The sequence below is a fragment of the Kribbella soli genome (assembly GCF_004331345.1).
Classification (GTDB): domain Bacteria; phylum Actinomycetota; class Actinomycetes; order Propionibacteriales; family Kribbellaceae; genus Kribbella; species Kribbella soli.
In genome coordinates, this window is sequence record NZ_SJJZ01000002.1 from 20,715 (window position 1) to 44,569 (window position 23,855).

General features: G+C 68.1%; 23 protein-coding genes. 15 read left to right on the forward strand and 8 right to left on the reverse strand.

Going from position 1 to position 23,855, the window contains the following annotated elements; translation table 11 throughout:
* The first annotated feature begins 1 nt into the window (after position 1).
* Both E0H45_RS43230 and E0H45_RS14250 read left to right on the forward strand, forming a co-directional pair.
* Complete coding sequence (locus E0H45_RS43230) at positions 2-727, forward strand: DUF2249 domain-containing protein (RefSeq protein ID WP_131337823.1); 726 nt, start codon at positions 2-4, stop codon at positions 725-727.
* A gap of 28 nt (positions 728-755) precedes the next feature.
* Positions 756-1,091, forward strand: coding sequence for a cupin domain-containing protein (locus tag E0H45_RS14250; protein WP_202872338.1), 336 nt, complete (start codon positions 756-758; stop codon positions 1,089-1,091).
* Between the two features lie 79 nt (positions 1,092-1,170).
* Here the strand turns inward: E0H45_RS14250 and E0H45_RS14255 are convergent, their stop codons facing one another.
* Together E0H45_RS14255 and E0H45_RS14260 are read right to left on the reverse strand one after the other, a co-directional pair.
* Positions 1,171-1,536: a DUF488 domain-containing protein gene (locus E0H45_RS14255; protein WP_131337825.1), complete on the reverse strand. Its 366-nt coding sequence runs from the start codon at positions 1,534-1,536 to the stop codon at positions 1,171-1,173.
* Positions 1,533-1,970 (reverse strand): MarR family winged helix-turn-helix transcriptional regulator, encoded by a 438-nt coding sequence (locus E0H45_RS14260; RefSeq protein WP_131337826.1) that lies wholly within the window; start codon positions 1,968-1,970, stop codon positions 1,533-1,535. The genes E0H45_RS14255 and E0H45_RS14260 overlap by 4 nt, the downstream gene beginning before the upstream one ends.
* 274 nt (positions 1,971-2,244) lie before the next feature.
* Between E0H45_RS14260 and E0H45_RS14265 the strand changes: the two genes are divergently transcribed.
* The 12 genes from E0H45_RS14265 to E0H45_RS14320 all read left to right on the forward strand — a co-directional run bounded on the left by E0H45_RS14265 (position 2,245) and on the right by E0H45_RS14320 (position 14,160).
* Positions 2,245-2,721 carry a hypothetical protein gene (locus E0H45_RS14265; RefSeq protein ID WP_131337827.1) on the forward strand — a complete coding sequence of 159 codons (477 nt, stop codon included), beginning with the start codon at positions 2,245-2,247 and terminating at the stop codon, positions 2,719-2,721.
* 1 nt (position 2,722) lies between these two features.
* Positions 2,723-4,507 (forward strand): glycoside hydrolase family 15 protein, encoded by a 1,785-nt coding sequence (locus E0H45_RS14270; RefSeq protein WP_131337828.1) that lies wholly within the window; start codon positions 2,723-2,725, stop codon positions 4,505-4,507.
* A gap of 258 nt (positions 4,508-4,765) precedes the next feature.
* Complete coding sequence (locus E0H45_RS14275; protein ID WP_131337829.1) at positions 4,766-5,434, forward strand: V-type ATP synthase subunit D; 669 nt, start codon at positions 4,766-4,768, stop codon at positions 5,432-5,434.
* Complete coding sequence (locus E0H45_RS14280; RefSeq protein ID WP_131337830.1) at positions 5,431-5,808, forward strand: hypothetical protein; 378 nt, start codon at positions 5,431-5,433, stop codon at positions 5,806-5,808. Before E0H45_RS14275 ends, E0H45_RS14280 begins: the two co-directional genes overlap by 4 nt.
* The gene (locus tag E0H45_RS14285; protein WP_131337831.1) at positions 5,805-7,742 is read left to right on the forward strand and encodes a V-type ATPase 116kDa subunit family protein; all 1,938 of its coding nucleotides are present in this window, start codon (positions 5,805-5,807) and stop codon (positions 7,740-7,742) included. Before E0H45_RS14280 ends, E0H45_RS14285 begins: the two co-directional genes overlap by 4 nt.
* A 13-nt stretch (positions 7,743-7,755) precedes the next feature.
* The gene (locus E0H45_RS14290) at positions 7,756-7,980 is read left to right on the forward strand and encodes an ATPase (protein WP_130383213.1); all 225 of its coding nucleotides are present in this window, start codon (positions 7,756-7,758) and stop codon (positions 7,978-7,980) included.
* The gene (locus tag E0H45_RS14295) at positions 7,977-8,543 is read left to right on the forward strand and encodes a V-type ATP synthase subunit E (protein WP_131337832.1); all 567 of its coding nucleotides are present in this window, start codon (positions 7,977-7,979) and stop codon (positions 8,541-8,543) included. The genes E0H45_RS14290 and E0H45_RS14295 overlap by 4 nt, the downstream gene beginning before the upstream one ends.
* Positions 8,540-9,541 carry a V0D/AC39 family V-type ATPase subunit gene (locus E0H45_RS14300; protein ID WP_131337833.1) on the forward strand — a complete coding sequence of 334 codons (1,002 nt, stop codon included), beginning with the start codon at positions 8,540-8,542 and terminating at the stop codon, positions 9,539-9,541. The genes E0H45_RS14295 and E0H45_RS14300 overlap by 4 nt, the downstream gene beginning before the upstream one ends.
* 35 nt (positions 9,542-9,576) lie before the next feature.
* Entirely contained in the window at positions 9,577-9,918 is a 342-nt protein-coding gene (locus E0H45_RS14305; protein WP_165546460.1) for a V-type ATP synthase subunit F, read from the forward strand.
* Positions 9,915-11,714, forward strand: coding sequence for a V-type ATP synthase subunit A (locus E0H45_RS14310; protein WP_131337835.1), 1,800 nt, complete (start codon positions 9,915-9,917; stop codon positions 11,712-11,714). Before E0H45_RS14305 ends, E0H45_RS14310 begins: the two co-directional genes overlap by 4 nt.
* The gene (locus E0H45_RS14315; protein WP_131337836.1) at positions 11,711-13,129 is read left to right on the forward strand and encodes a V-type ATP synthase subunit B; all 1,419 of its coding nucleotides are present in this window, start codon (positions 11,711-11,713) and stop codon (positions 13,127-13,129) included. Before E0H45_RS14310 ends, E0H45_RS14315 begins: the two co-directional genes overlap by 4 nt.
* The gene (locus E0H45_RS14320; RefSeq protein WP_131340393.1) at positions 13,129-14,160 is read left to right on the forward strand and encodes a TerC/Alx family metal homeostasis membrane protein; all 1,032 of its coding nucleotides are present in this window, start codon (positions 13,129-13,131) and stop codon (positions 14,158-14,160) included. The genes E0H45_RS14315 and E0H45_RS14320 overlap by 1 nt, the downstream gene beginning before the upstream one ends.
* Positions 14,161-14,541: 381 nt before the next feature.
* Here the strand turns inward: E0H45_RS14320 and E0H45_RS14325 are convergent, their stop codons facing one another.
* From E0H45_RS14325 to E0H45_RS14350, 6 genes are all read right to left on the reverse strand, one after another.
* Entirely contained in the window at positions 14,542-15,621 is a 1,080-nt protein-coding gene (locus tag E0H45_RS14325) for an ABC transporter ATP-binding protein (protein WP_131337837.1), read from the reverse strand.
* Positions 15,622-15,690: 69 nt separating this feature from the next.
* Positions 15,691-16,647: a slipin family protein gene (locus E0H45_RS14330; RefSeq protein WP_238155001.1), complete on the reverse strand. Its 957-nt coding sequence runs from the start codon at positions 16,645-16,647 to the stop codon at positions 15,691-15,693.
* 250 nt (positions 16,648-16,897) lie between these two features.
* The gene (locus tag E0H45_RS14335) at positions 16,898-17,329 is read right to left on the reverse strand and encodes a DoxX family membrane protein (RefSeq protein WP_131337838.1); all 432 of its coding nucleotides are present in this window, start codon (positions 17,327-17,329) and stop codon (positions 16,898-16,900) included.
* 221 nt (positions 17,330-17,550) lie between these two features.
* Positions 17,551-18,495, reverse strand: a complete 945-nt coding sequence (locus tag E0H45_RS14340) for an NAD-dependent epimerase/dehydratase family protein (protein WP_131337839.1) — start codon at positions 18,493-18,495, stop codon at positions 17,551-17,553.
* 38 nt (positions 18,496-18,533) lie between these two features.
* Positions 18,534-21,287 carry a pyruvate dehydrogenase (acetyl-transferring), homodimeric type gene (gene aceE, locus E0H45_RS14345; RefSeq protein WP_131337840.1) on the reverse strand — a complete coding sequence of 918 codons (2,754 nt, stop codon included), beginning with the start codon at positions 21,285-21,287 and terminating at the stop codon, positions 18,534-18,536.
* Complete coding sequence (locus E0H45_RS14350; RefSeq protein WP_165546462.1) at positions 21,284-22,276, reverse strand: universal stress protein; 993 nt, start codon at positions 22,274-22,276, stop codon at positions 21,284-21,286. The genes aceE and E0H45_RS14350 overlap by 4 nt, the downstream gene beginning before the upstream one ends.
* Positions 22,277-22,454: 178 nt before the next feature.
* Here E0H45_RS14350 and E0H45_RS14355 point away from each other — a divergent pair, with 178 nt between their 5' ends.
* Entirely contained in the window at positions 22,455-23,693 is a 1,239-nt protein-coding gene (locus E0H45_RS14355; RefSeq protein WP_131337842.1) for a PucR family transcriptional regulator, read from the forward strand.
* The last annotated feature ends 162 nt before the right edge of the window (positions 23,694-23,855 follow it).

A 23,855-nucleotide genomic window follows, 5' to 3' on the forward strand; every position in this document is an offset into this window, starting at 1 on the left:
GATGCCGGCTGCGGAGATCTTCATCCAGGCGACCGAGACCGACCCGGACGTCATCGCTCGAGGTGCCGTCCAAGAGGCCCACGAGCGACTAATGTCCGGACTGGCGGAGCTGACCACGGCGCAGCCAGTTACCCAGGGCGCCGAGCCATGGTCTGCGGAGTTGGTGGACTTCTGCCTTCATGAAGTGCGCCGATATCTGGTCACGGCGGATCGGAATCTCTATGCGCCCGCGTCCGAGGATGATGAGACACGGCTTCTGGTCGAGGCTCTCCGAGTGGGAGCCGCAGCGCTCAATGCTCAGATCGACGAAATCGCGGCTGCCGGCCCGGTTGATGTGGCGAGGCTCGGCATGATGATCACGGCGGCCTTGGATGCCCAGCTTCAGATCGAGGAGTCGGTGTTGCTCCCCGCGCTGGCCGGTTTGCCTGGCGTGGATCCGTCGTCGCTGGCCGCCGACCTGCGGGCTTACCTCGCGGGGGAACAGGTCGAACAACCGACGGTCATCGACGTACGGCGAATCGCGCGTGGCGGCCGCCATCCGCGCGTCTTCGCCCGGTACGCCCGGCTGGCTCCGGGAGAGGCGTTCATCCTGGTCAATAGTCACGACCCCAAGCCGTTACGCCGGGAGTTCGAAGCCATTCACGCCGGCGCCTTCAGCTGGGACTACCTGCGGGCCGGGCCCGACGAATGGCACGTACGGATCGGCCGGGTCGCCAGTGATGCCTGAGGAGTCGCCGGCGCGGGTCCTACTCGACGTGCACGAACTCGTCGATGACTCGCCCGTACCGTCGGGTGCCCGGTGGACCCTCACCGAGCCCGGGCGCCAGCTCGACGCGAACCTCATCCATCTGCCTGCCAGGCAGCGCGTGGACACCCATAGCGAGCCGGATCTCGACGTGCTACTCGTCGTCGTCGCGGGTGACGGCAGAGTCGGTACACCCGACGAAGAACAGACTCTTGCTGACGGCAACGTTGTCTGGTTGCCCCGCGGTTCGACTCGCAACATCACCGCCGGCACCACCGGCCTGTCCTACCTGACCATTCATCGTCGCCGTCCCGGCCTGCAAATCAGGAACCGCCCCGGTCAGTAGCATGGCCGGAGCTGTCCGACACGCGAGCGAGGTGTGCCACCGGCGGAGCGCGGTCTATCGGTCCGGCTGGCAAAGGGAATCAGCGGGGTTCGCTCAGCAGCCGTGCCAGGACCGTTGCCTGGCTGTGGTCCACGTCCCTGGTCGCGGTCACCAAGGTAAGGGCATCGCGTTTCGCCAGCGTACGCAGGTGGTCCAGCGCGGTCCGTCCGGCCTCTGTTGCCAGCTCATCACGGTAGCGTGCCTCGAACTGCTCGAACTTCTCCGGTACATGGCCGTACCACTTGCGGAGCTCCGTCGACGGTGCGACGTCCTTGGCCCATTCGTCGATGGCGGCGGCGTCCTTGCGGATCCCTCGCGGCCACACCCGATCGACCAAGACCCTGATGCCGTCGTCGGCTGCGGGATGATCGTAGATCCTGCGGACCCGGACAGTGTGGTGTGTCATGCGGCACCGCCGGCAGTGTCGCTCCAATCGGGCACTGCAAGGGCGGTACCCAAGCGTCGAAGCTCATCGCGGTGCAGCGCACTCAGCCGTGCCAACGCCCGCTCGCCGTGCCGCGTCAACTCCACCCGGACAACTCTGGCGTCCGTCGGATCTGACGCCCTGGTCACGAGATCTTGCGCCTGCGCACGGTTCACGAGTTCCACGACGCTGTGGTGACGCAGCTGGAGACGGTCGGCCAACTCGGTCAGGGACGCCCACTCACGGCCGGGAAACCCCTTCAACGCCAGCATCAACTGGTACTGCTGCGGCGTGAGGCCATGACCGCGGACGGCCTGCTCGCTGAAGCGCAGGTACCGGCGGATGCCGAAGCGGAAACGAGCCAACGCCTCGAAATCCGCCTTCGTCAACGGCTCTGCCGCCTGCTCGTCGTGCATCGTGTCGGGTTGCATGTGATCACGTCCTCAGTGGTTTCACCGGGAGAAACCCGGCCACAAGCCAACTATATCGTGTTACGATACAACTGCGCGGTCGCTCCCTAGGCGCCGGATGCGCGAGGAGGTGCGCCTTGGTTCGTGAAACCGGGGGAGTGCGCGGCCCATACCAGCGATCGCCGTTGTGCTCTTCTTCTCGCCTGGCCGGCCGCCGCTCTGCGGACGACTGTCGGCGCCTTCGATTGATCCGTAGCCGGCGAGCCTGAGAGGCGACGTCGTGGACTGGTTCGGGTGGGCGATATTCGGGTTGGTGGCCACCTCCGCGCTGACTGCCGTGATGATCACCGCGCAGCTGGCCGGCCTCACCCGGCTGGACCTTCCGCTCGTGCTCGGCACCCTGGTAACAGAGGACCCCGACCGTGCCCGGGCCGCAGGGTTCCTCATCCACCTCGTTGTCGGCCAGGTGTTCGCGCTTGGCTACGCGACCGCCTTCGCCCTGCTGCATCGAACCACCTGGTGGCTGGGCGGGCTGCTTGGCCTCCTGCACGTCGCAGTTGCGCTGATGGTGCTGCTTCCGGTGCTCCCCGGTTTGCATCCCCGGATGGCGTCACACCGCGCCGGACCCGCGAGCAGGGCCGTGCTCGAGCCACCGGGTCTGCTCGCCCTCAACTATGGCGTGCAGACTCCAGCCGTAACCATCGCCGCCCACCTTGTCTACGGTGCCGTGCTCGGCCTGCTGCTCCAGGCCCGTTGAGATGAAGCCGATCGCCGATTACGGGCTGCTGGGTGACACCCGCACCGCGGCACTCGTCTCCAGCGACGGCTCCCTCGACTGGCTGTGCGCGCCGCGCTTCGACAGCGCCCCGATCTTCGGAGCACTTGTCGGCGGTCCTGACGCAGGCAGATTCCGGTTGGGACCAGCCGCCACCGCCACTGTTGTCGAGCGCAAGTACCGCCACCACACCGCGACCCTGGAGACCACCTGGATCACCCCCCGCGGCAAGCTGACCCTGACCGAGGCGATGGTGGCCGAGGTAGCCGGACGCCTGTTGCCTGCGACGGTCCTCGTGCGGCGATTGTCCGCAGAGGGCGGCGCGGTCGAGGCTCTGGTCGAGTTCGACCCGCGCCGCGGTGAGGAGCACACACAGCCGCGCAACCGACGCCGCGGTCAGGATCTCGTGTGCGCGTGGGGCGCGCTGGCGATGTCGCTGAGCTCCGATGCCGGGCCGGCCATCGAGCCCGGCATACCGACGCCCTTCACGGTCACGCCTGATCGGCCAGTCACGTTCGTCCTCACCATCGCGCATCGGGAACCGCTGATCCAGGTTCAGGCTGCCACCGCCTGGGCGCTTCTCACCGAGGACGAGAGCCGGTGGCGTGCCTGGACGGCTCGGGTCGACCAGGGGCTGCCCTTTCGTGAGGAAGTGCTTCGCAGCCTGCTGACGCTGCGCCTGTTGACGTACTCGCCGTCCGGTGCGTCGGTGGCCGCGCCGACCACCTCACTTCCCGAGCAGCTCGGCGGGGTGCGGAACTGGGACTACCGCTTTGCCTGGCCCCGTGACGCAAGCATCGGGATCGCGGCGTTCCTCGGTGTCGGCATGGTCGAGGAAGCCCGAGGGTTCCTGTGGTGGCTGTTGCACGCCAGTCGCGTGCAACGTCCCCGGCTACCGGTCCTGCTCACCTTGGACGGTCGACAAGCACCCCCAGAACGTGGCCTGCGAAACTGGCCGGGCTACGCCGGCAGTGTCCCGGTCCGGGTGGGCAATGGTGCGGCCCAGCAACATCAACTTGACGGCTACGGATGGGTGCTCGACGCCGCCTGGACCCTCGTGCAGGCGGGTCATCCGTTGTACTCCGAAACGTGGCGCGCGATGCGAGGTTTCGCCGACCTTGTGACGCGACGGTGGAGTGAGCCGGACGCAGGCATCTGGGAGGTCCGCGGGGACCAGGTCCATCACGTGCATTCCAAGCTGATGGCCTGGCTGGCGCTCGACCGAGCCCTGCGGATCGCCGAGACGCACCGGCTCTCCGACCGTCAGCGACAACGCTGGCAGGCCGCCCGCGAGGCGATCCGCATCGAGGTCAAGAAGCTGGGTTTCGACACCGGCATCGGTAGCTACACCAGAAGTTACGGCTCACAGGAGCTCGACGCCGCTCTCCTCATCCTGCCCCGGATCGGACTCGAGGAGCGCGGATCACTACGTGTCCGCGGGACACTGGACGCCATCCGCAGCCAACTGTGTGCCGAGGGTCCCTTGCTGTACCGATACCCACCGGGGCGTGACGGTCTGCCGGGCACCGAGGGCGCGTTCCTGCCCTGTTCCTTCTGGCTGGTTGAAGCGCTGGCGCTTGACGACCGCCGGCGCGAGGCCCTCGACCTGTTCACCGAACTGCTGGACCGAGCCAGCCCGCTCGGCCTGTACGCCGAGGAACTGGACCCGACGACCGGCGAACATCTCGGCAACTACCCCCAGGCCCTGACCCACGCCGCCCTCATCCAGGCCGCTCTCGCCCTCCGGGACCTCCCGCCCGTCTCGTGACGTGCCTGCCCGCAGCAAGATCCAGCGCCTCGCATCCGCCCACCTGGCGTGAGCAGGGCGCCCCGGTCGTCGAACCCGCATCCCAAGGCGTTGCGCCGCACCACAAACGTTCGGTTGAGAACGACCTTCGGGCCAGCTACACCCATTGCCGGTTCCCGGCAATCAACGAGATGCGACCTTCGCCGAAGGTGCCAATACCCGGCGAAGCGTCGCAACGGCAGTCTCAGAGGTACCCGATCACGCATCCGGGAGTGTGCCATGCAATCCCTTGTTGCTACCCGAAGTGAACTGCTGGACCGCCGGCGGCGGGTGGTCTTCGTCGCTCAAGGCCGCGATCTGCTCAAAGACAAACGAACCGCGCTGGTGCGGGAGTTCCGGCACCACCAGACCGAACTGCTGGACGGATTGGAACGGCTGCGGACCCTCGCCGTTCAAGCCCGGCAACGCCTTGACGAGGCCACCGCCGTGTGCGGCCCCGAGGCACTCGCATCGGGCGCGCTGACCGCCGCCACAGGGATCGGCGCGGAGCTGCGGTCTCGGACCGTGGCAGGGGTCCACGTGTTCGACCTGAGCCATGACCCCGTCCGCCGCAACACAGCCACCCGCGGCTGGGCACCCGCCCTGGCCTCGGCCCACCTCGACACCGTCGCGCTGGCCTACGAAGAGCAACTCGAGTGGCTACTAGACCTGTGCGCGGTCGAGCTCAGCGTACGACGCCTGGCCACGGAGATCGCACGGACCACCAAGCAGGTCAATGCCTTGGACAACATCGTGCTCCCGCAACTGCACGACGAAGCGCGCCGGATCGCGCTGACACTCGACGAGCGCGAGCGTGAGGAGCACGCCCGGCTCAGACGGGCCCGCACCCGCAGGGCATCGCGTGACGCCAACGGCAACGAGCCGAACTCCACTCGGAGCGCCGCATGAGCCGCACGCACGACGGCGAAACAACAGACCGTACGACGCCGCACGAATTGGTACGGGCCCTCGAGAAGTCGATCGCGGCCCGACTGGCCGCGGCGAACCAAGCCGGCGATGAGGTGGCACTAGCTCAAGTGCAGGCGGATCACCTCATCGCCGAGGCCGAAGCGCAGGCGGCGGAGGTGGCGCGGCAACGGACAACCGCGATCCTGTCCGCCGCCCGCGCCGAGGCCGCCCGGTTGACCCAGGCCGGCATCCGCCACGCCGCCGATCTGACCGCGATCGCCGCCCGGCGCCGCGACCAGGACATCGCAACTGTTGTCGCCGCGGTGCTGCCGCAACAGACGCGGTCATCACAGGACGAGGTGAGCCGACCATGATGGTCCCACTCACCCAACTCGAGGTCGCCGGACTCAGACCGCGCCTGGACGACGCCCTGACAGCCCTGCAGGAACTGCGGCTGGCCGAAGTCGTGACCATCGTCGATCCCGGCGAGACCCCGCCCGACCTGGCGGACCTCATCGACCGCACCGACGCCATGATGCCGCTCGCCGGCAGGTCCGCGACCGGCACCGTGCTGAGCGACACCGCCCTGCGGACCACTCTCGACCACCTCGAACCCCAGGTAGCAAAGCTGCTGGCCGGAGACGAGGAACTACGCGGCGAGGCCGAGGCACTGCCCCGGTCCATCGACGCCCTCGACGCGCTACAGCCGCTCGTGCCCGAACTGGGCCGGCTCAACGATCGGCAACTGGCGAACCTGGGCCTGGCCAGCATGGCGCTGGTCCTCGACGACCCGGACCTGCGAATCGTCCCCGAGCTGACCCGGCAACTCGCCGAGCTGCTCGGCCGCGGGCACCTGATGGTCACCTCGACGGCGACGCCCGGCGGACCGGTCGGCTGCCTGCTCGTTCTTCGCCGCGCCGACCTGCCCGACGTCAATGCCCTGCTCGGCACCGAACGCATCGTCGAGGTCGGGGTCCCCGCCGCCTACGCCGGCAAGTCGCTGCGTGCGACCGTCGAGGCGATGCGCGAACGGCTCGCCAAGCTGCCCGGCGAACGCAACCGCGTTCAGACCGAGCTGGCCGCGACGGTCATTCCCGTCGCGGGGTCGCTGCACGCAACCATCGCCGTGCTGCGGGCTCGAGCCGAACGAGCTGTCGCTGCCGCACAGGCGGACCTGTCCTCGCGTACGTTCATCCTGAGGCTCTGGGTCCCGACCAAGCAGACCGAACAGGTCGAGCGCGCACTGGCCGACCGCCTCGGCCAGGCCGTCGCCGTCGAGCGCCTCGACACCAGCGAATCGGTCGAGGACCAGCCGGTCCTGCTGCGCAACCGGCCCGGCTGGCAGCCGTTCCAGCGGTTGGTTGGGCTGTTGTCCTGGCCGGCGCGCGGCGACCTGGACCCCACGGGTCTGACGGCGCTGGTGTTGCCGATCTTCTTCGGCGTGATGGTCGGCGACGTCGTCTACGGCGGCCTGCTGCTGGCTGGCGCGTGGTGGCTGAGATCGCACTGGCCCAAGAACAGCACAGTCGGCCAGGTCGGCCGGGTGATGGCTTTGGGCGGAGCCTGGACGATTCTCTTCGGCTTCCTCTACGGCGAAGCGCTCGGCAGCCTGGGCCACAGCATCGGCATGCCGGCGCTGTGGTTCTACCGGGGTGGCCCGACCGCGCTCCAACCATTGCTGCTGTTCGCCCTGGCCATCGGCCTGGTCCATGTCGTCTTGGGATTGCTGCTGGGCGTATGGACGGCGGCCCGCGGAAACCACCGCCGACAGGTTGCCTCGAAGGCGGGAACCCTGCTGGTGCTGGCCGGGCTTTTCGGCCTGGCCGGTGCCGCCGCCGCGGGATTCCCCGCGGGGGTGCTGACCCCTGCGGTCGCCGCCCTCGTTGTCGGTGTCGTGGTGGCCTGTGTGTCCCAGGGCGCGCTCGGGTTGCTGCTGGGCCCGCTCGATCTGCTCGGTGCCCTCGGCAACGTCTTGTCCTACCTGCGGCTGGCGGCGGTCGGCCTCGCCTCGACCTACCTGGCTGAGGTCGCCAACCAACTCGGCGCCCGGGGACCGCTGCTGCTCGGACTCCTGGTGGCCACCTTGTTCCACGCACTGAATCTCGCCCTCGCGGCGTTCAGCCCGACGATCCAGGCACTTCGCCTTCACTATGTGGAGTTCTTCGGACAGTTCTACGAGGGCGGTGGCCGACTCTTCGCGCCGCTCGGCGCTGCTGGGGCCACCGGCTCCGAGCCCGACAGCGCCACTGGCCTCCCGTCCCACGTCCGCACCACACCCGAGCCGGTCCCGGCCCGGTCACCGGTCTGAAAGGACAAACATCATGGAACTCGGACTGATCGCCCTAGCAGCCGGCCTCGCCGTCGGACTGTCCGCACTGGCCACCGGCTACGCCCAGGCCCGCATCGGAGCCGCAGCCATGGGCGCTGTGGCGGAGAAACCTGAACTGACCGGCCGCGCGATCCTGCTCGTCGCCATCCCGGAAACGCTGGTCATCCTCGGGTTCGCGGTCTCGGCGATGATCATCTTGCTGCTCGGCGGCAAATGATGGCGCTGCGCGATCTGCTCACCGCACTGGAGGAAGAAGGAGCAGCAGAGCACGAGAAGGCCCAACAGAACCGACGCCGGCAGGCAGCCCAGATTGTCGCCGATTCCCGCGAACGCGGAGCCAGGCTCCAGACGGACGCCGTGACGGCAGCCGAGGCCGCAGCCCGGCAGGAGGCACAGAGCCTTTTGACCGCAGCGCGCTCGGGTGCGCGCCGGGCGGTCCGGACCGCCCGGGACGACGCGCTGGAGGAGGTCCTCGACAAGGTCCGAGCGCAGCTGCTCACACTCCCGGGAAGCCAGGTCGGCGTGAAGGCCGCGGTCGCCTGCGTCGACGAAATACTCGCCGCGCTGCCTCACGCCACCACGCTCCGCGTCCACCCGGCCGACGCCGCGACGCTACGCCCAGACCCGTCGGTGAGGCTGGTCGCCGACCTCGGGACCGGCGGCGCCATCGCCGAGGACGACCGAGGCCGCTACATCGACAACACCTTTCCCACCAGGCTCGCGAACCTGTGGCCGGAGGCCCGCGTCGGGCTGAGCCGCTCCTGGGAGCAAGGCTCATGACAGCCCGAGCCGACTTCATCGCGGGCAACACCCGGCTGCGGGCACGGCTCCCCGCCCTGCTCGCCCCGTTCGACTACGACCAGCTCGCCGGACTATCCCGCGACGCAGCCGCCGAACGGCTGGCCACGTCGACCTACCGCCGCTACCTGAACCGCGACCAGGCAGGCGGCTCGCTGCTCGACGCTGTCGCGCGCCGACTGCGCGACCAACTGCGCGGAGTCCGGGGATTGTACGGCGGCATCGCCGGCACCGCGGTCGGGGTGCTGCTGGCCCGGCACGACCTGCACGACACCCTTGCACTGCTGCGGGGCGCGCGCACCGGGCAGCCCGCCGCTGACCGGCTCGACGCGGTGATGGGGGTCGGTGCGCTCGACCAGCGCTCCGCCGCCGACATCGCCGCAGCACCCGACGGCACCACGGCAGTCATCCGGCTGGCGGCACACCGGCTGCCTGACCCGCTGACTGCCCGGGCTCTTCCGCCGGCCTGGGAACGCTACGAACTGACCGGCGACCCCGATGAGCTCGAGACCACCATCGCGGCAGCCGCGATCGACGGATGGACCGACCGGCTGGAATGGGTCGGCCGGGCGGCTCGCCCGATCCTGGAGCTGATCCAGGCCGAATGCGATCGGGCCAACCTGCTCGCCGTACTGCGCGATCCGGCACCCCAGCCACCACGTCTCCTGCCCGCAGGCCTGATCCCCGTGCCTGCGCTGCTGGCCGCCCGGCGCGGCGATCCGCAACCCGCAGCGGCCACTCGCCCTGGCTGGCGGCAACCCCTTGAACGACACCTCCACGACGGGGACCTCATCGCGCTCGGGTGGGACCTGGATGTGGACCTGTGGCGCCAAGCCGTGCGCGGCCTGCGACGCGGCGACCCCCTCGGAGCCGACGTGCCCGTCGGCTACGTGCTGGCCGTCGAATGCGAGGCGCGCACCATCCGGCTCCTTCTCGCCGGCACGGCTCCAGCTCACGACGTCCGAGACCTGCTCGTCTGATGAACACGACGGCGCCGCCCGGAAGGGACAAGCCCATGACCGACGCGCTGGTCATCGCCACCCCCGCGACCGCCACGGGGTTCCGTCTCGGCGGCGCCCGAACCATCACCGCCGCCGACGCCGACCAGACCATCGCCGCGGTCACCCAGGAGATCGCCGACGGCCGAGCCGCGGTGATCGCCGTACACGGGGCACTGTGGTCGCTCGTCGGACCGTCGGTCCGCGCGGCCTGGACCAAACAGGCCTCCCCGCTCATCCTGAGCCTCCCCGACGAGGATGGCGAGGTCTCCGCCGCCAAGGACGCGGCGCTGCGCGACCTGCTCGCCCGCGCGATCGGCTACCAGATCACCTTCACCCCCAGCGGAGGCCAGCAATGACCCCGACCAGACCACACACCGAGTCAGCACCACCGGGCCGCTCCGGACTGGCCCGGACGGTGACCAGCGACACCGGCCGAGTCGTCAGGATCTCCGGCCCGGTGATCAGCGCGACTGATCTGCCCCACACCCGCCTGTTCGACGTGGTGCGGGTCGGGACCGAGAGACTGCTAGGCGAGGTCATCAAGATCGACGGCGACCTGGTGGTGATGCAGGTCTTCGAAGACACCACGGGACTCCAGGTTGGCGAACCGGTCGAGGCGACCGGTGAACCGCTGTACGCCGAACTGGGCCCCGGGCTGCTCGGCGGCATCCTCGACGGCACCCAGCGACCGCTGGCGAATCTGAGCACCGACGGCGACCTGTACATCGCTAGAGGCGCGGACCCGCACCGGCTCGACCGCAACCGCCAGTGGGATTTCCGGCCCGCCGTGGAGGTCGGTGACCGCGTCGGGCCCGGTGACCTGCTCGGATCGGTTCCCGAGGGACACGCCATCGAACACCGGATCCTGGTGCCCGCCGGTGCGGCCGGCATCATCAGCGCGATCCATCCCGGCCCAGCCACCGTCCTCGACCCCGTCGTCGACATCGACGGGCATCCGATCGCGATGCTGCGCCGCTGGCCGTTGCGCCGCGCCCGCCCGGTCGCGGACCGGCTGCCGCTGACCGTACCGCTGATCACCGGCCAACGGGTCCTCGACCTGCTCTTCCCGGTCGCCCGCGGCGGCAGCGCCATCATCCCGGGCGGCTTCGGGACCGGCAAAACCGTGCTGGAACAGGCCCTGGCCAAGTTCTCGACCGCAGACATCGTTATCTACGTCGGCTGCGGCGAACGCGGCAACGAACTGACCGAGGTGCTCGAGGAGTTCCCCGGACTGACCGATCCGCGCACCGGTGCCCCGCTGATGGAGCGCACCGTGCTGATCGCGAACACGTCCAACATGCCGGTCGCGGCCCGGGAAGCCAGCATCTACAGCGGGATCACGATCGCGGAGTACTACCGGGACCAGGGCTACGACGTCGCCATGATGGCCGACTCGACCAGCCGCTGGGGCGAGGCGCTGCGTGAGGTGTCGAGCCGACTGGAGGAGATGCCCGCCGAGGACGGCTACCCCGCCTACCTGGCCACGCGCCTGGCCGGCTTCTACGAACGGGCCGGCGCGGTCCAGTGCCTCGGCAGCCCGGAACGCACCGGGTCGGTGACGGTCGTCGGCGCCGTTTCACCAGCCGGCGGTGACTTCTCCGAACCCATCACCCAGAACAGCCTGCGGCTCGCGGGCTGCTTCTGGGCGCTCGACACCGCGCTGTCCCGGCAACGTCATTTCCCTGCGGTGAACTGGCTGCGCAGTTTCTCGCAGTACGGCCTCGACGCATGGTTCGACAGGGAGATCAGCGCCGACTGGTCGCCACTGCGTCGCTGGGCGGCCGCCTCGTTGCAAGACGAGGGCGTCTTACAGGAGGTGGTGTCGCTGCTCGGCGTCGAAGCGCTGGCTGCCGAACAACGGATCACCCTGCGCATCGGGCAAGCCCTGCGAGAAGACCTGCTTCAACAGTCCTCGTTCGACGACCTCGACGCGTCCTGTCCACCGCAGCGACTGCTGGCGATGCTGCGCGTTGTCCACGAGGCCGGCGCCGCGATGAGGTCAGCGCTCCAGCAGGGCGTCGCCATTACCGACATCACGGCAGCGAGTGTGCTGGCCGACCTCGGCCGGATGCGTCGCTGGCCCGCCGACAACATCGACGAATCCGCCAGCCGCCTCATCCAGCGGATCGCCGAAGAAATGAGCTCGCTGTGACCACCACCGACGCCCAATCCCCCTTCACCGTCGGGCATCGCACGGTGACCCGGGTGGCCGGGCCCCTCATCGTCGTGGACGGGATGGACGGCGTCGGGTACGGCGAACTGGTCGAGGTCGAAACCGGCGACGGCCCGGCCCGGGAAGGCCAGGTGCTCGAGCTCGACGGGTCGACGGCGATCGTCCAGGTCTTCGGTGGAACCGTCGGAATCGGACGCCGTGAAACCTCCGTACTCACCCGCGGCCGCGCCGCCAGGACCGGTGTCGGCAACGACTATTTCGGCCGCGTCCTCGACGGAGCCGGCAGGCCGCGCGACGGCGGCCCGCAACCCGTCCCGGACGACTACCGCCACGTCAACGGACTGCCGCTCAACCCGATCACCCGCGCACACCCCGACCAGTTCATCGAAACCGGTGTGTCGGCGATCGACGGACTCACCACCTTGGTCCGGGGCCAGAAGTTGCCGATCTTCTCCGGCGCCGGGCTTCCTGCGAACAGCCTTGCCGCCCGGATCGCCGCGCAGGCCCGGGTGCCCGGCGACGATGCCGAGGTCGTGGTCATCTTCGCTGCCATGGGCGTTACTCGTCGGGAGGCGGAGTTCTTCCGCACGGAGTTCCTCATCGGTGGGGCTGCCGCGCGCAGCGTCCTCCTGTTGAACCTGGCCGACGATCCCACGATCGAACGGCTGCTGACACCGCGGGTCGCGCTCACCATGGCCGAATACCTGGCGTTCGAACAGCACCGGCACGTCCTGGTCGTGATGACCGACATGACCGCGTACTGCGAAGCGCTGCGCGAGATCGCCGCCGCGCGGGAGGAGATGCCGGGCCGCCGGGGGTACCCGGGCTACATGTACACCGACCTGGCCTCGCTGTACGAACGGGCGGGCCGGGTCCGCGGGGGCGCCGGATCACTGACCCAACTGATGATTCTCACCATGCCCGACGACGACATCACGCATCCGATCCCGGACCTCACCGGCTACATCACCGAAGGCCAGATCGTGCTGTCGCGTGACCTCGACCGGCAAGGCATCCAGCCACCGATCGACGTACTGCCGTCACTGTCGCGCCTGATGAACGCAGGCATCGGCGTCGGCAAGACCCGCGACGATCACCGCGGCCTCGCCGACCAGCTGTACGCCTGCTACGCCCGCGGCCGTGAGGTCCGACGGCTGATGTCGATCGTCGGCGAGAGCGGACTACCCACAGAGGACCGGCGCTATCTGGCCTTCGCCGCCGCCTTCGAACGCACCTATCTCGGCCAAGGACCAGCCCGCCGTACTCTGACCGACACCCTCGAGGTGGGCTGGCAACTCCTGGCACCCTTCCCGGCAGCCGAGCTGAAACGCGTCAGCGCTGAACACCTGGCGCATTACCACCACGAGGCGTCCGTGACAGCGACCGATGCTTGATGCATGTTCCCTCACTCGTTTGGGCCCTGACGATCCTCGGGATCCTTGCCCTGCTGCTGTTCGACTTCCTCTTCCATGTGCGCACCGCACATACTCCAACGCTTCGCGAGGCTGCAGTCTGGTCAGCCATCTACGTGGGTATCGCCGTCTTGTTCGGCGTCGGCGTCTGGCTCCTGGGCGACGCGACGCTGGGCAGCGAATACTTCGCCAGCTACCTGACGGAGAAGGCGTTGTCGGTCGACAACCTCTTCGTGTTCCTCATCATCATGGCCAGCTTCAAAGTGCCTCGCGCCGACCAGCAGAAGGCGTTGCTGTTCGGCATCGTGTTCTCTCTCCTCGCGCGCACCGTCTTCATCTTCCTCGGCGCTGCGCTCGTCAACTCCTATGCCTTCGTGTTCTACATCTTCGGGCTGATTTTGCTCGTCACCGCCGGCCAAATGCTCAAACCCGGGACCACGACCGGCCGATCGGCGAACAACGTCATCGTCCGCGTCGCCAAGAGGTTCCTGAGGACCTCTGAAACCTACGACCGCGACCGACTGTTCACCATCGACCAGGGCCGTCGGGTGATGACTCCGATGCTGCTGGTCATGGTGGCCATCGGCGGCACCGACGTCCTGTTCGCGCTGGACTCCATCCCGGCGATCTTCGGCCTCACCCAGAGTGTCTTCATCGTTTTCACCGCCACCGCGTTCTCTCTGCTGGGGCTACGGCAGCTGTACTTTCTCATCGACGGTCTCCTGGACCGTCTCATCTACCTGTCCTACGGCCTCGCCGCGATCCTGGCTTTCATCGGGGGCAAACTCATCCTGCACGCGCTGCACGAGAACAACCTCCCGTTCATCAACGACGCGGAGCCCGTCGATGTCCCCGAAATCAGCACAGGCGTCTCGTTGAGCGTCATCGCCGGCGTCCTGACCGTCACCGTGATCGCTTCGCTGGCGAGCGTAGGGCTCCTCGCCACGCGGGCCGAGCGCGATGCCGGGGGGTCTCGCGACAACGGGTCGAAGACCGACGCCGCCGGCGACTGACACCCAGCACGACCGCGGCGGACGACCGTCAACGGAGAGCCGCACCAGCAGTCACCCGAACCAGCGCAGCAGGCTGTGTCGAAGCCTCGAGTTGGTTGCCGTGCCGCTCCCGAGAGCCCCGCACCAGGCACCGATACCCCGGCATCCACCAACCGCAGCAGACCAGCGCACTCCTTCGAATACGACACGGTCCTCGCAACTCCTCATATCGAGGTGTTGCGAGGACCGCGTGAACCCGCGTTGCCCGGGGGCCCGCTTCCGATACGGCGCTCCGCTTTCGGTCAGCGTGCTGTTGGCGAACCTGGCCGTAGCTCACTGGGCGGGTGTGGCCGGACATACAAACCACGGCTGACCCGGGTCCGCCGGCAAAGTACGAAGCGGTCAGGCGCTGAGACGCAGCCCGGTAGAGGTCGAGAAGAGGTGCAGCTTGTCGGGCTGCGGGGCGAGGTGCACGATGGCGCCCGTCTCGCTGTGCATCCGGGTGCTGATCCGGGCGATGATGTGCTGGTTCAGGCTGGAGTGCTCCGCGATGCCGTAGAGGAATGCGTCCGAGCCGAGCTCCTCGATCACCCCGACCTTCACCGCCAGTCCTTCGTCCGCGAGATGGAACGCCTCCGGCCGGATGCCCAGCACCAGCGTCTTGTCGTTGCCGGCCTTCGCCAGCAGGCCACGCTCGATCGGCACCACGTAGTCGCCGATCTTCGCCCCGCCGTCGGTGATCTCCGCCTCGATCAGGTTCATCGCCGGCGAGCCCATGAAGCCCGCGACGAACACGTTCTTCGGCCGGTCGTAGAGGCCCAGTGGCGTGTCGACCTGCTGCAGCCGGCCGTCCTTCAGGACGGCGACCCGGTCGCCCATCGTCATCGCCTCGATCTGGTCATGGGTTACATAGACGGTGGTGACGTCCAGGCGGTGCTGGAGTTCGGCGATCTGGGTGCGGGTCTGGACCCGCAGCTTGGCGTCGAGGTTCGACAGCGGCTCGTCCATCAGGAAGACCTGTGGGTTCCGCACGATCGCGCGGCCCATCGCGACGCGTTGACGCTGACCGCCGGACAACGCCTTCGGCTTGCGGTCGAGGTATTCCTCGATGCCGAGCAGCTTGGCCGCCTCGGTGACGCGCTTGGTCCGCTCGTCCTTGGGCAGGCTCTGCATCTTGAGGGCAAAGCCCATGTTGTCGGCGACCGTCATGTGTGGGTAGAGCGCGTAGTTCTGGAACACCATCGCGATGTCACGCTCTTTGGGCGGAAAGTTTGTGACGTCGCGGTCGCCGATGTAGATCTTGCCCTCGTTGACCTCTTCGAGCCCGGCGAGCATCCGCAACGACGTGGACTTCCCGCACCCCGACGGGCCGACGAGGACCATGAACTCGCCGTCGGCGATGTCCAGGTCCAGCCCGTCGACGGCCGGGGCGTCGGAGCCCGGATACACCCGGGTGGCTCCCTTGAACGAGACGGTTGCCATGTCACGATTCCTTTCTTCACCGGCAGATACGTGCCGGACGACCGCCAACTGCACGCCGATCGCGCGTCCTCACGGTTGCCACGCCGGGTCGGCACAACCGGCGTGGAGTCCACCCCACTGAGGTTGTGCCAACCCGGCCGTTTCGGGGACAGGCAGGGCCGGCGGTTTGGCGGTGACCGCTGGGGATGCCGTCAACGAATCGAATGAGATCGGCCCACTCGTGCGCTGGGCCTGCTCGATCTCGCGGACCGGCGCGATGTCAGCCGCCGACGAGCCGTTCCTCGCGACCGGTGCTGTAGTCGGCGTCGCTTGCTCGGCGCCGGTTGCCTTGACGGGCTCCGGCGGTGTCGATCGCTCTAGAAACCGGAGCAGCTCGACCGGGAAGGGCAGTACCAGCGTGGAGTTCTTCTCGGCAGCGACCTCGACGACAGTTTGCAGCAGACGCAATTGCAGCGCGGCTGGGTGCTCTGTCATCACCTCGGCGGCCTGCCCGAGCTTCTCCGAGGCCTGCAGTTCGCCGTCCGCGGTGATGATGCGTGCCCGCCGCTCCCGCTCCGCCTCGGCCTGGCGCGACATCGACCGCTTCATCGTCTCCGGCAGCGCTACGTCCTTGATCTCCACCCGCTCAATATGGACACCCCAGTCCAACGCCGGGCTGTCGATCATCAGCTCCATCCCCTGGTTGAGACGCTCCCGGTTGGACAGCAAGTCGTCCAGGTCACTCTTGCCGATGATCGAGCGCAGAGACGTCTGCGCGACCTGGCCGATGGCCGAGATGTAGTCCTCGACGTCGACGGCCGCCCGCACCGGATCGACTACGTTGAAATAGACGACCGCATCGACGCGGACCGTCACGTTGTCGCGGGTAATGCCGTCCTGTGCGGGAACCGGCATCGTGATGATCTGCATGTTGACCTTCTGCAGCCGGTCGGCGATCGGCACCAGCAAGGCAAGACCAGGCGGCCGGATCGTCGGGCGCACCCGGCCAAACCGGAACACGACGCCTCGCTCGAACTGCTTGACCACGCGGACGCACGCCGCCGACCCGATCAGGCCCACTGCCATCGCTGCGAGTAGTAGATAAAGGACGATCATTTCTTCTCCGTTAGGACGTCGCCCGCGGTCTCGTCGATAGACACTCGACGACTGACGGACATGTGCCAGGAACTAGTTGCCCCATTTCCGGCCGGAACCGGCGGATCACACCGCCGGAGGGCCAGATCAGCGGGTGGGCGGAGCCTTTGTCGACGGGGTCATGAACTGTTCGTTGTTCTCGTTAGGAGCTGTGGCGGGCTGGGGCGTATTTGGTGGCGAGGCGGGCCAGGGCGAGGGCTGCGACGAGGAGCCCGAAGTCGCGCAGGGCAACGTCGTAGAAGCCGGACAGTGTGAGCAGGTTGATGATGATGCCCGCGAGCCAGGCGGCGACGAGGAGTGCGCCGTAGCGGGGGATCAGGGCGACGGCGATGCCGGCGACGATCTCGATGACGCCGATGATGTACATGGCGTCTTGGCCGGAGCCGGGGACGATGTCGTTGATCCAGGGGGCCAGGTAGCCGGGCCAGTCGGTGAGCAGGTTGGCGAACTTGTCCAGGCCGAACACGATCGGGGCCACCGTGAAGACGGTTCGCAGGGCCAGGAAGGCCTGGTAGGCCGGGTCGGACAGTGTCTCCCGGCTTGGTGTGCGGGCGGTGCGCCCCTCAGTACTCATAATCTGCTCCTTCTAGAGCGTCGATGTACTTCCATGCTTGTCTGACGGCCGCGGTCTGACACCGCCCCCGGTCGGCTGACTTGGCGTCTGTCTGGTTGCCGACGTCCGGCAACGCGCGGATCACCGGACCGTTGGCAGAGCCAACGTGTTCCCGCCGGTGCATGTCGGGGGCCGACGAGAAGTGTGTTGCCGCGCGCGGTTCGCGGTTGTCGCCGCAGGGATCAGGGATGCGCGGCGTGGGCCAGTTCCGCTGCGAGTCCCTGTCGCCATGAGCTGTAGTGCGGGGCCCAGTCGAGGGTGCGCCGGGCGAGGGTGTTGTCGGCGCCGCGCAGCTGGGTCATGAAGGCGAGTCCCCAGGCTCCGGCGGTCAATCTGGCAAGGGCCAGGGGTATGTGCTTCGGTGGGGGAGCCTCTAGCAGTTCGGCCAGGATGGGCAGCCACTCTCGGACTGGCGCCGGCTCGTCGTCGACGATGTTGAGCGCGCCGCGGACGTGGCTGTGCAGCGCCGCGGCGATGGCTGAGGCGGCGTCGTCGACGTGGGTGAAGGAGAAGGTGCCGTCGCCGGAGCCGATGAGCGGTATCTTCCCGGCCTGTACCTGACGGACGAATGATCCGTGTCTGCCATAGATCGTGCCGTGGCCGTAGAGCTGTCCTAGCCGTAGTACCAGCCCATCTGCCTGCCTGGTGCGCTGTTCAAGCGTCCGCAGGGCGGCGAGCACCGGGGCGAACTGCCGGGGTGGATCCCGCCATAACGGCGTGACCTCGGTGGCCGGGACCCACGTGTTCGGTTCGTAGATGCAGGCCAGGCCTTGGGTGATGATGCGTTTGGCGCCGGCCTGTTGTGCGGCGTACAGCAGGTTGCGGGTGCCTTCGGTGCGGAGCCGGTTGGTCTGCGCGAAGTCGCGGCTCATCCGCCGCGGGTTGATCTTGGCCGGGATCGCGGTGAGCAGGTGGATGACCGCGTCGGGTGCAGCGTCCGTGACGACCCGGGTCAGCGCGTCGGAGTCCAGCGCATCGGCTTCGGCGACCACAGCTCCCAGCATCTCGACCTCGACGGCGGCGCCGTACGAGCGCGCTAACCCGATCACCTCATGGCCCTGGGAGGTGAGTACAGGCAGCAGTCGGCGGCCGATGACTCCGGTTGCACCGGCTACGAACACGCGCATGATCCCTCCTGGAACGCAGTCCTGTGGGCGCCGCGGGGCTACTGTGGGGTGCCATCGCCCCTGGACGCCGTGTCCGCCTGCTCCTGCCCAGTCAGGTAGGTCGACCTGGCTAACCGCGGGACCGAGTCGTCCAGCTCGCCGCATTCGGCCAACTGCTGCAGCGTTCGCACGACGATTGATTGCGCGTCGATCCCGAAGTGGCGGCGCAGTGCGGCGCGGGTGTCGGAGTGGCCGAATCCGTCGGTGCCCAGCGACGTCCAAGGCCTGCGGACGAACGGAGCGATCTGGTCGGGCACCGCGCGCATCCAGTCCGAGACCGCGAGGACTGGACCGACGGTGTCGGCCAGCCGCCTCGTGACGTAGGGAAGGCGGGGACGCTGGTCGGGGTGGGACTGATTCCACTCCTCTGCGGCGAGTGCGTCACGGCGTAGTTGGGTCCAGGACGTGACCGACCAGACGTCGGCCTGGACTCCCCAGTCGGTGTTCAGCAGGCCTTGAGCTTCTAGTGCACAAGGCATGGCGATGCCGGAGGCAAGGACTTGTGCCTGCGGGCCGTCGCCGGCTGGGGCGGGCGCGTATCGGTGTATCCCGGCCAGGATGCCCTCGACGTCGACATCGGACGGCTCGGCCGGTTGCAGGATCGGCTCGTTGTACAGCGTCAGGTAGTAGAAGACGTTCTGGGCCTCGCCAGGGCGGGGTTCGCCGTACATGCGCCGGAGTGCGTCGGCGGTGATATGGCCCAGCTCGAAGGCGTAGGCGGCGTCGTAGGCGATGCACGCGGGGTTGGTCGATGCCAGCAGCAACGAATGGCCGTCCTGGTGCTGCAGGCCTTCACCGTTCAGGGTGGTTCGGCCTGCGGTGGCCCCGAGCAGGAACCCTCTGGTCATCTGGTCCGCAGCTGCCCAGAGTTGGTCGCCGGTGCGCTGGAACCCGAACATCGAGTAGAAGATGTACAGCGGGATCATCGGCTCACCGTGCGTTGAGTACGACGTACCCGCGGCTGTCCAGGACGCGGCGGAGCCGGCCTCGGTGATGCCCTCATGCAGAAGGACACCTCGGACGTCTTCCTGATAGCTCAGCATCTGCCCGCGATCGACCGAAAGGTAGTGCTGTCCGTGCGGGGAGTAGATCTTCTTGGACGGGAAGAGGGAATCCAGGCCGAAGGTGCGGGCCTCGTCGGGGATGATCGGCACAAATCGGTGACCGATCTGAGGGTCTTTCATGAGGTCCTTGAGCAGCCGGACGAACGCCATCGTGGTGGCGACTTCTTGCCGGCCTGAGCCGCGCCGTGCGACTGCGTACGCCGCCCCGCCCGGCAGCGTGAGCGGTCTGCTGGTGACTCTGCGGGCGGGCAGGTACCCGCCGAGATCGCGGCGCCGCTCGTGCAGGTATTGCAGTTCCGGCGAGTCCTCCGGCGGCCGGTAGTACGGCGGCTTCACCGCATCGAGCGCCGAGTCGGGGATATCGAGGAACAGTCGGTCGCGGAAACCCTTGAGATCGTCGAGGGTGAGCTTCTTCATCTGGTGGGTCGAGTTGCGGCCCTCGAAGTGGGAACCCAGAGTCCATCCCTTGATGGTCTTGGCCAGGATCACCGTGGGCTGTCCGGTGTGCTCGGTGGCCGCCCGGTACGCGGCGTACAGCTTGCGATAGTCGTGACCACCGCGTTTGAGGTTCCAGATCTCGTTGTCGGACAGATGCTCGACCATGGCCGCCGTGCGCGGGTCGCGGCCGAAGAAGTGTTCGCGCACGAACGCGCCGGACTCGGCCTTGTAGGTCTGGAAGTCGCCGTCGGGTGTGGTGTTCATCAGGTTGAGCAGCGCGCCGTCGGTGTCGGCGGCCAGCAGCGGATCCCATTCGCGGCCCCAGATCACCTTGATGACGTTCCAGCCGGCGCCGCGGAAGTACGACTCGAGTTCCTGGATGATTTTGCCGTTGCCGCGGACCGGGCCATCGAGGCGCTGCAGGTTGCAGTTGACGACGAAGGTCAGGTTGTCGAGCTCTTCACGGGCGGCGACGCCGATCGCGCCGAGGGATTCCGGCTCGTCCATCTCACCGTCGCCGAGGAAGGCCCAGACTCGCTGCTGGCTGGTGTCCTTGAGGCCGCGGTTGTTCAGGTACCGGTTGAAGCGGGCCTGGTAGATCGCGTTGAGCGGCCCGAGGCCCATCGAGACCGTGGGGAATTCCCAGAAGCCCGGCATCAGCCGCGGATGCGGGTACGACGGCAACCCGCCGCCCGTGCCGGCGTGGGAGATCTCCTGCCGGAAGCCGTCGAGTTGGTCGCTGGTGAGTCGTCCTTCCAGGAACGCGCGGGCGTAGACGCCGGGGGAGGCGTGTCCTTGAAAATAGATCTGGTCGCCGCCGCCGGGGGCGTCGTGGCCGCGGAAGAAGTGGTTGAAGCCGACCTCGAACAGCGCCGCTGCGGAGGCGTAGGTGGAGATGTGCCCGCCGACGCCGATGCCGGGCCGTTGCGCGCGATGGACCATGACCGCGGCGTTCCAGCGGTTGTAGGCCCGGATCCGCCGCTCGATGTGCTCGTCGCCGGGAAAGGCCGGCTCGGCATCGGGAGCGATCGTGTTGAGATAGTCGGTACTGCGCAGATTCGCGACACCGACGCGACGGTCGCGGGCTCGCTGCAGGATGCTGAGCAGCAGGTACCGCGCCCTGTTCTGCCCAGCATGATCGACCACCTGATCGATCGACTCCAGCCACTCCTGCGTCTCCGACGGGTCCAGGTCGAGCAGTTGACTGTGCAAACCAAGGCTTTCTGGCAGGCCTTGCGGTGTCGGTGTCATGACAGCTCCTTCAGATCCGCGAAACGATGCGGTGCGGCGATCTGAAGGATCGACTGCTGCGCAGGCATTGGCTTGTCAGACTTGGTTCGGTGGGGGTGGACGACCGCGACCGGACAGGCGGCGTGGTGCAGCACGGCCTGGCTGATCGAGCCCAGCAGCATGCCGGTGAAGCCGCCGCGCCCGCGCGACCCGACCACGATCAGCTCGGCGCTGTCAGCCTCGTCGAGCAGCGCCTGGACCGGGTGGCTGTGGACAAGTTTGGTCTTCACGTCGATGCCGGGGATGAGTACCCGCTTGCTTTCCATCGCCTCGGCGAACAGTTGCCGGTCGACCTGCTCGACGATGTCCGCGGGGACACGCAGCGACGGGTGCTGACGGGTCGGCATCGCGGCATGTACGGCGGTGATCCCGACGCGGCGGCGTGCCGCTTCCTGGAAGGCGAAACGGATCGCCGCGGCCGAGACCTCCGACCCGTCGACGCCTATCACGACCCGGCCGGTCGGCGACGCGGGGAACGCCGTACCGTCTCGGTGCGGGTGAACGACGATCACCGGGCACGGGGCGTGCGCGGCCACGGTGGAGCTGACCGACCCGACCAGCAGGCCGCGGAAGCCGCCGAGACCTCGACTGCCGACAACTACTAACTGCGCGTCTTGTGCCTGGCTCAGCAGCGTCGGCGCCGGGGCCGCAGCAAACAACTCGGCGGTGACCGTAATGTCGGGCGCAGCCTGGCGGGCCTGGTCCTTCGCCTCGGCGAGGATCCAACCGGCCGCGGCCCGGAGGCCGTCGTTCATCGGTTCGGTCAGGTCCAGGCCGAAGGGGTCGCCGATCATCGGCCAGGTGAAGGTGTGAACGATGTGCAGCGGGCAGCGTCGGTACGCCGCCTCGCCGGCCGCCCAGGTGAGCGCGGCCTGCGCGGATACCGAGCCGTCGACACCCACCAGGACCGGCCGACGGCCGCGGTTCACTACAGCAGTTGTCTTGGTCATGTCACCGCTCCGCTTCAGCTCTTGGTACCCCAGTGGTTTCGACTGTGCCGCTCCAGCGGTCAGGCAGGTAGGGCGCCGATCGGCGAACCTGTGACCAGGCTTATGGCCGACGTCCGGCAACGATGCTCTACTGGGACATGGCCCGAGACCTGCGTAGATCCAGTGCGAGGGGAGCGGCATGAGCGAGTCCGGGGGGCTGCGATGGCCCGGTTCCGCCGCGAACAGCGCGGATGAGGCATGGCTGACGGCGATCGCAGAAGCGGCCGCTGGAGACTCCCAGGCGCCGCTCGAGCTGCTGGTCGAATACCTCACCCTGCTCGCGGACGCCGCGATCTCCGGGCGACGGCCCCGTGAACATGAATTGGCGATCGTCCGCGAACTCGGGCGCCGCGCCGCCGAACAGGGCATCCCTGCCGGACGCGTCGTCGACCTCTACCTGTCAGCGGCATGGCGGATGTGGCGCGACCTGCCCGACGTCGTGCCGTACCGCGACCGCGACACCGTCCGCGCTTCTGCACAAGCGGTACTTCGCGCTGTCGGTGAAGCGATCGCCGTCCTCGTCGACAGCTACCAGATCGCCACTCAGCACCTGATCCGGCAGGAGGAGTCGCTACGCCGCGAACTGGTCGACGACCTCCTGCGCGGCGACCCCGACGTCGCCGGAATCGTGGAACGCGCCGAACCGTTCGGGCTCGACCTCGGCCGGCCGCACCAGGTGGTCCTGGCCCGCCCCGCCGACAGCCTCCCCGAGGGCGACACGAGCGTGAACATGCTGGAAGCCTTCATTCTCGACCGTTTCGGCGACCGTGAGGTTCTGGTCGCCACCAAAGAAGGCCTGCTCGTGGTGTTGATCCCGGCGACAGCCCCCAGCACGGCACCCCGCACCATCAACCATGGTGTGGGAACCCTGATCCACGACGCGTTGACCCGGCACCGGTCGGGCCGCGAATGGCGCGTCACAACGGGCCGGCCCTACCCCGGTTCCTACGGCATCGCCCGCTCCTACGAAGAGGCGCGAGAAGCGCTGACGCTAGCCGACCGGTTGCAGCTCGACGCCGCTGTCGTCGACGCAGAAGACATGCTCGTGTACCGGGTTCTGATCCGTGACCAGGCCGCCATCGTCGATCTCATCCAGGCCGTGCTCGGCCCGCTGACCCAGGCCCGCGGCGGCGCAGAGCCGTTGCTGCAGACACTCGAGGCGTACTTCGCGACCGGTGAGGTCGCCACCGAGGCGGCCCGGCGCCTGAACATGTCAGTTCGCACCGTCACCTACCGACTGGACAAGGTCAAGATCCTCACCGGACAAGACCCGGGCGACCCGGCACAACGGTTCACGCTGCACATCGCCGTCCTCGGCGCACGACTCCTCGACTGGCCCGCCCGCGACCTTCCATCCGGCGCGGAGGCCCACGCCTAACCGACCCGACATGATTCCCGGGGGACCGTCGTTGCCGGGCGTCGGCCAACAGCCCAGCCCCAGGTTCGCCGATCGTTGCCGTACCTGTCATCGCGACGTCGCGGCACAGTCGTAGCTGCACGAGCAGGGCCCCGCCGCCGCAAGGAGGTTTGTCGTGGACCA

What these genes read in the sequence shown, in the direction of transcription:
- E0H45_RS43230 (WP_131337823.1), top strand. Translation starts at nt 2, where the DNA reads ATGCCGGCTGCGGAGATCTTCATCCAGGCGACCGAGACCGACCCGGAC.
- E0H45_RS14255 (WP_131337825.1), bottom strand. Translation starts at nt 1,536, where the DNA reads ATGACACACCACACTGTCCGGGTCCGCAGGATCTACGATCATCCCGCA.
- E0H45_RS14260 (WP_131337826.1), bottom strand. Translation starts at nt 1,970, where the DNA reads ATGCACGACGAGCAGGCGGCAGAGCCGTTGACGAAGGCGGATTTCGAG.
- E0H45_RS14270 (WP_131337828.1), top strand. Translation starts at nt 2,723, where the DNA reads ATGAAGCCGATCGCCGATTACGGGCTGCTGGGTGACACCCGCACCGCG.
- E0H45_RS14275 (WP_131337829.1), top strand. Translation starts at nt 4,766, where the DNA reads ATGCAATCCCTTGTTGCTACCCGAAGTGAACTGCTGGACCGCCGGCGG.
- E0H45_RS14280 (WP_131337830.1), top strand. Translation starts at nt 5,431, where the DNA reads ATGAGCCGCACGCACGACGGCGAAACAACAGACCGTACGACGCCGCAC.
- E0H45_RS14285 (WP_131337831.1), top strand. Translation starts at nt 5,805, where the DNA reads ATGATGGTCCCACTCACCCAACTCGAGGTCGCCGGACTCAGACCGCGC.
- E0H45_RS14290 (WP_130383213.1), top strand. Translation starts at nt 7,756, where the DNA reads ATGGAACTCGGACTGATCGCCCTAGCAGCCGGCCTCGCCGTCGGACTG.
- E0H45_RS14295 (WP_131337832.1), top strand. Translation starts at nt 7,977, where the DNA reads ATGATGGCGCTGCGCGATCTGCTCACCGCACTGGAGGAAGAAGGAGCA.
- E0H45_RS14300 (WP_131337833.1), top strand. Translation starts at nt 8,540, where the DNA reads ATGACAGCCCGAGCCGACTTCATCGCGGGCAACACCCGGCTGCGGGCA.
- E0H45_RS14305 (WP_165546460.1), top strand. Translation starts at nt 9,577, where the DNA reads ATGACCGACGCGCTGGTCATCGCCACCCCCGCGACCGCCACGGGGTTC.
- E0H45_RS14310 (WP_131337835.1), top strand. Translation starts at nt 9,915, where the DNA reads ATGACCCCGACCAGACCACACACCGAGTCAGCACCACCGGGCCGCTCC.
- E0H45_RS14320 (WP_131340393.1), top strand. Translation starts at nt 13,129, where the DNA reads ATGCATGTTCCCTCACTCGTTTGGGCCCTGACGATCCTCGGGATCCTT.
- E0H45_RS14325 (WP_131337837.1), bottom strand. Translation starts at nt 15,621, where the DNA reads ATGGCAACCGTCTCGTTCAAGGGAGCCACCCGGGTGTATCCGGGCTCC.
- E0H45_RS14335 (WP_131337838.1), bottom strand. Translation starts at nt 17,329, where the DNA reads ATGAGTACTGAGGGGCGCACCGCCCGCACACCAAGCCGGGAGACACTG.
- E0H45_RS14340 (WP_131337839.1), bottom strand. Translation starts at nt 18,495, where the DNA reads ATGCGCGTGTTCGTAGCCGGTGCAACCGGAGTCATCGGCCGCCGACTG.
- aceE (WP_131337840.1), bottom strand. Translation starts at nt 21,287, where the DNA reads ATGACACCGACACCGCAAGGCCTGCCAGAAAGCCTTGGTTTGCACAGT.
- E0H45_RS14350 (WP_165546462.1), bottom strand. Translation starts at nt 22,276, where the DNA reads ATGACCAAGACAACTGCTGTAGTGAACCGCGGCCGTCGGCCGGTCCTG.
- E0H45_RS14355 (WP_131337842.1), top strand. Translation starts at nt 22,455, where the DNA reads ATGAGCGAGTCCGGGGGGCTGCGATGGCCCGGTTCCGCCGCGAACAGC.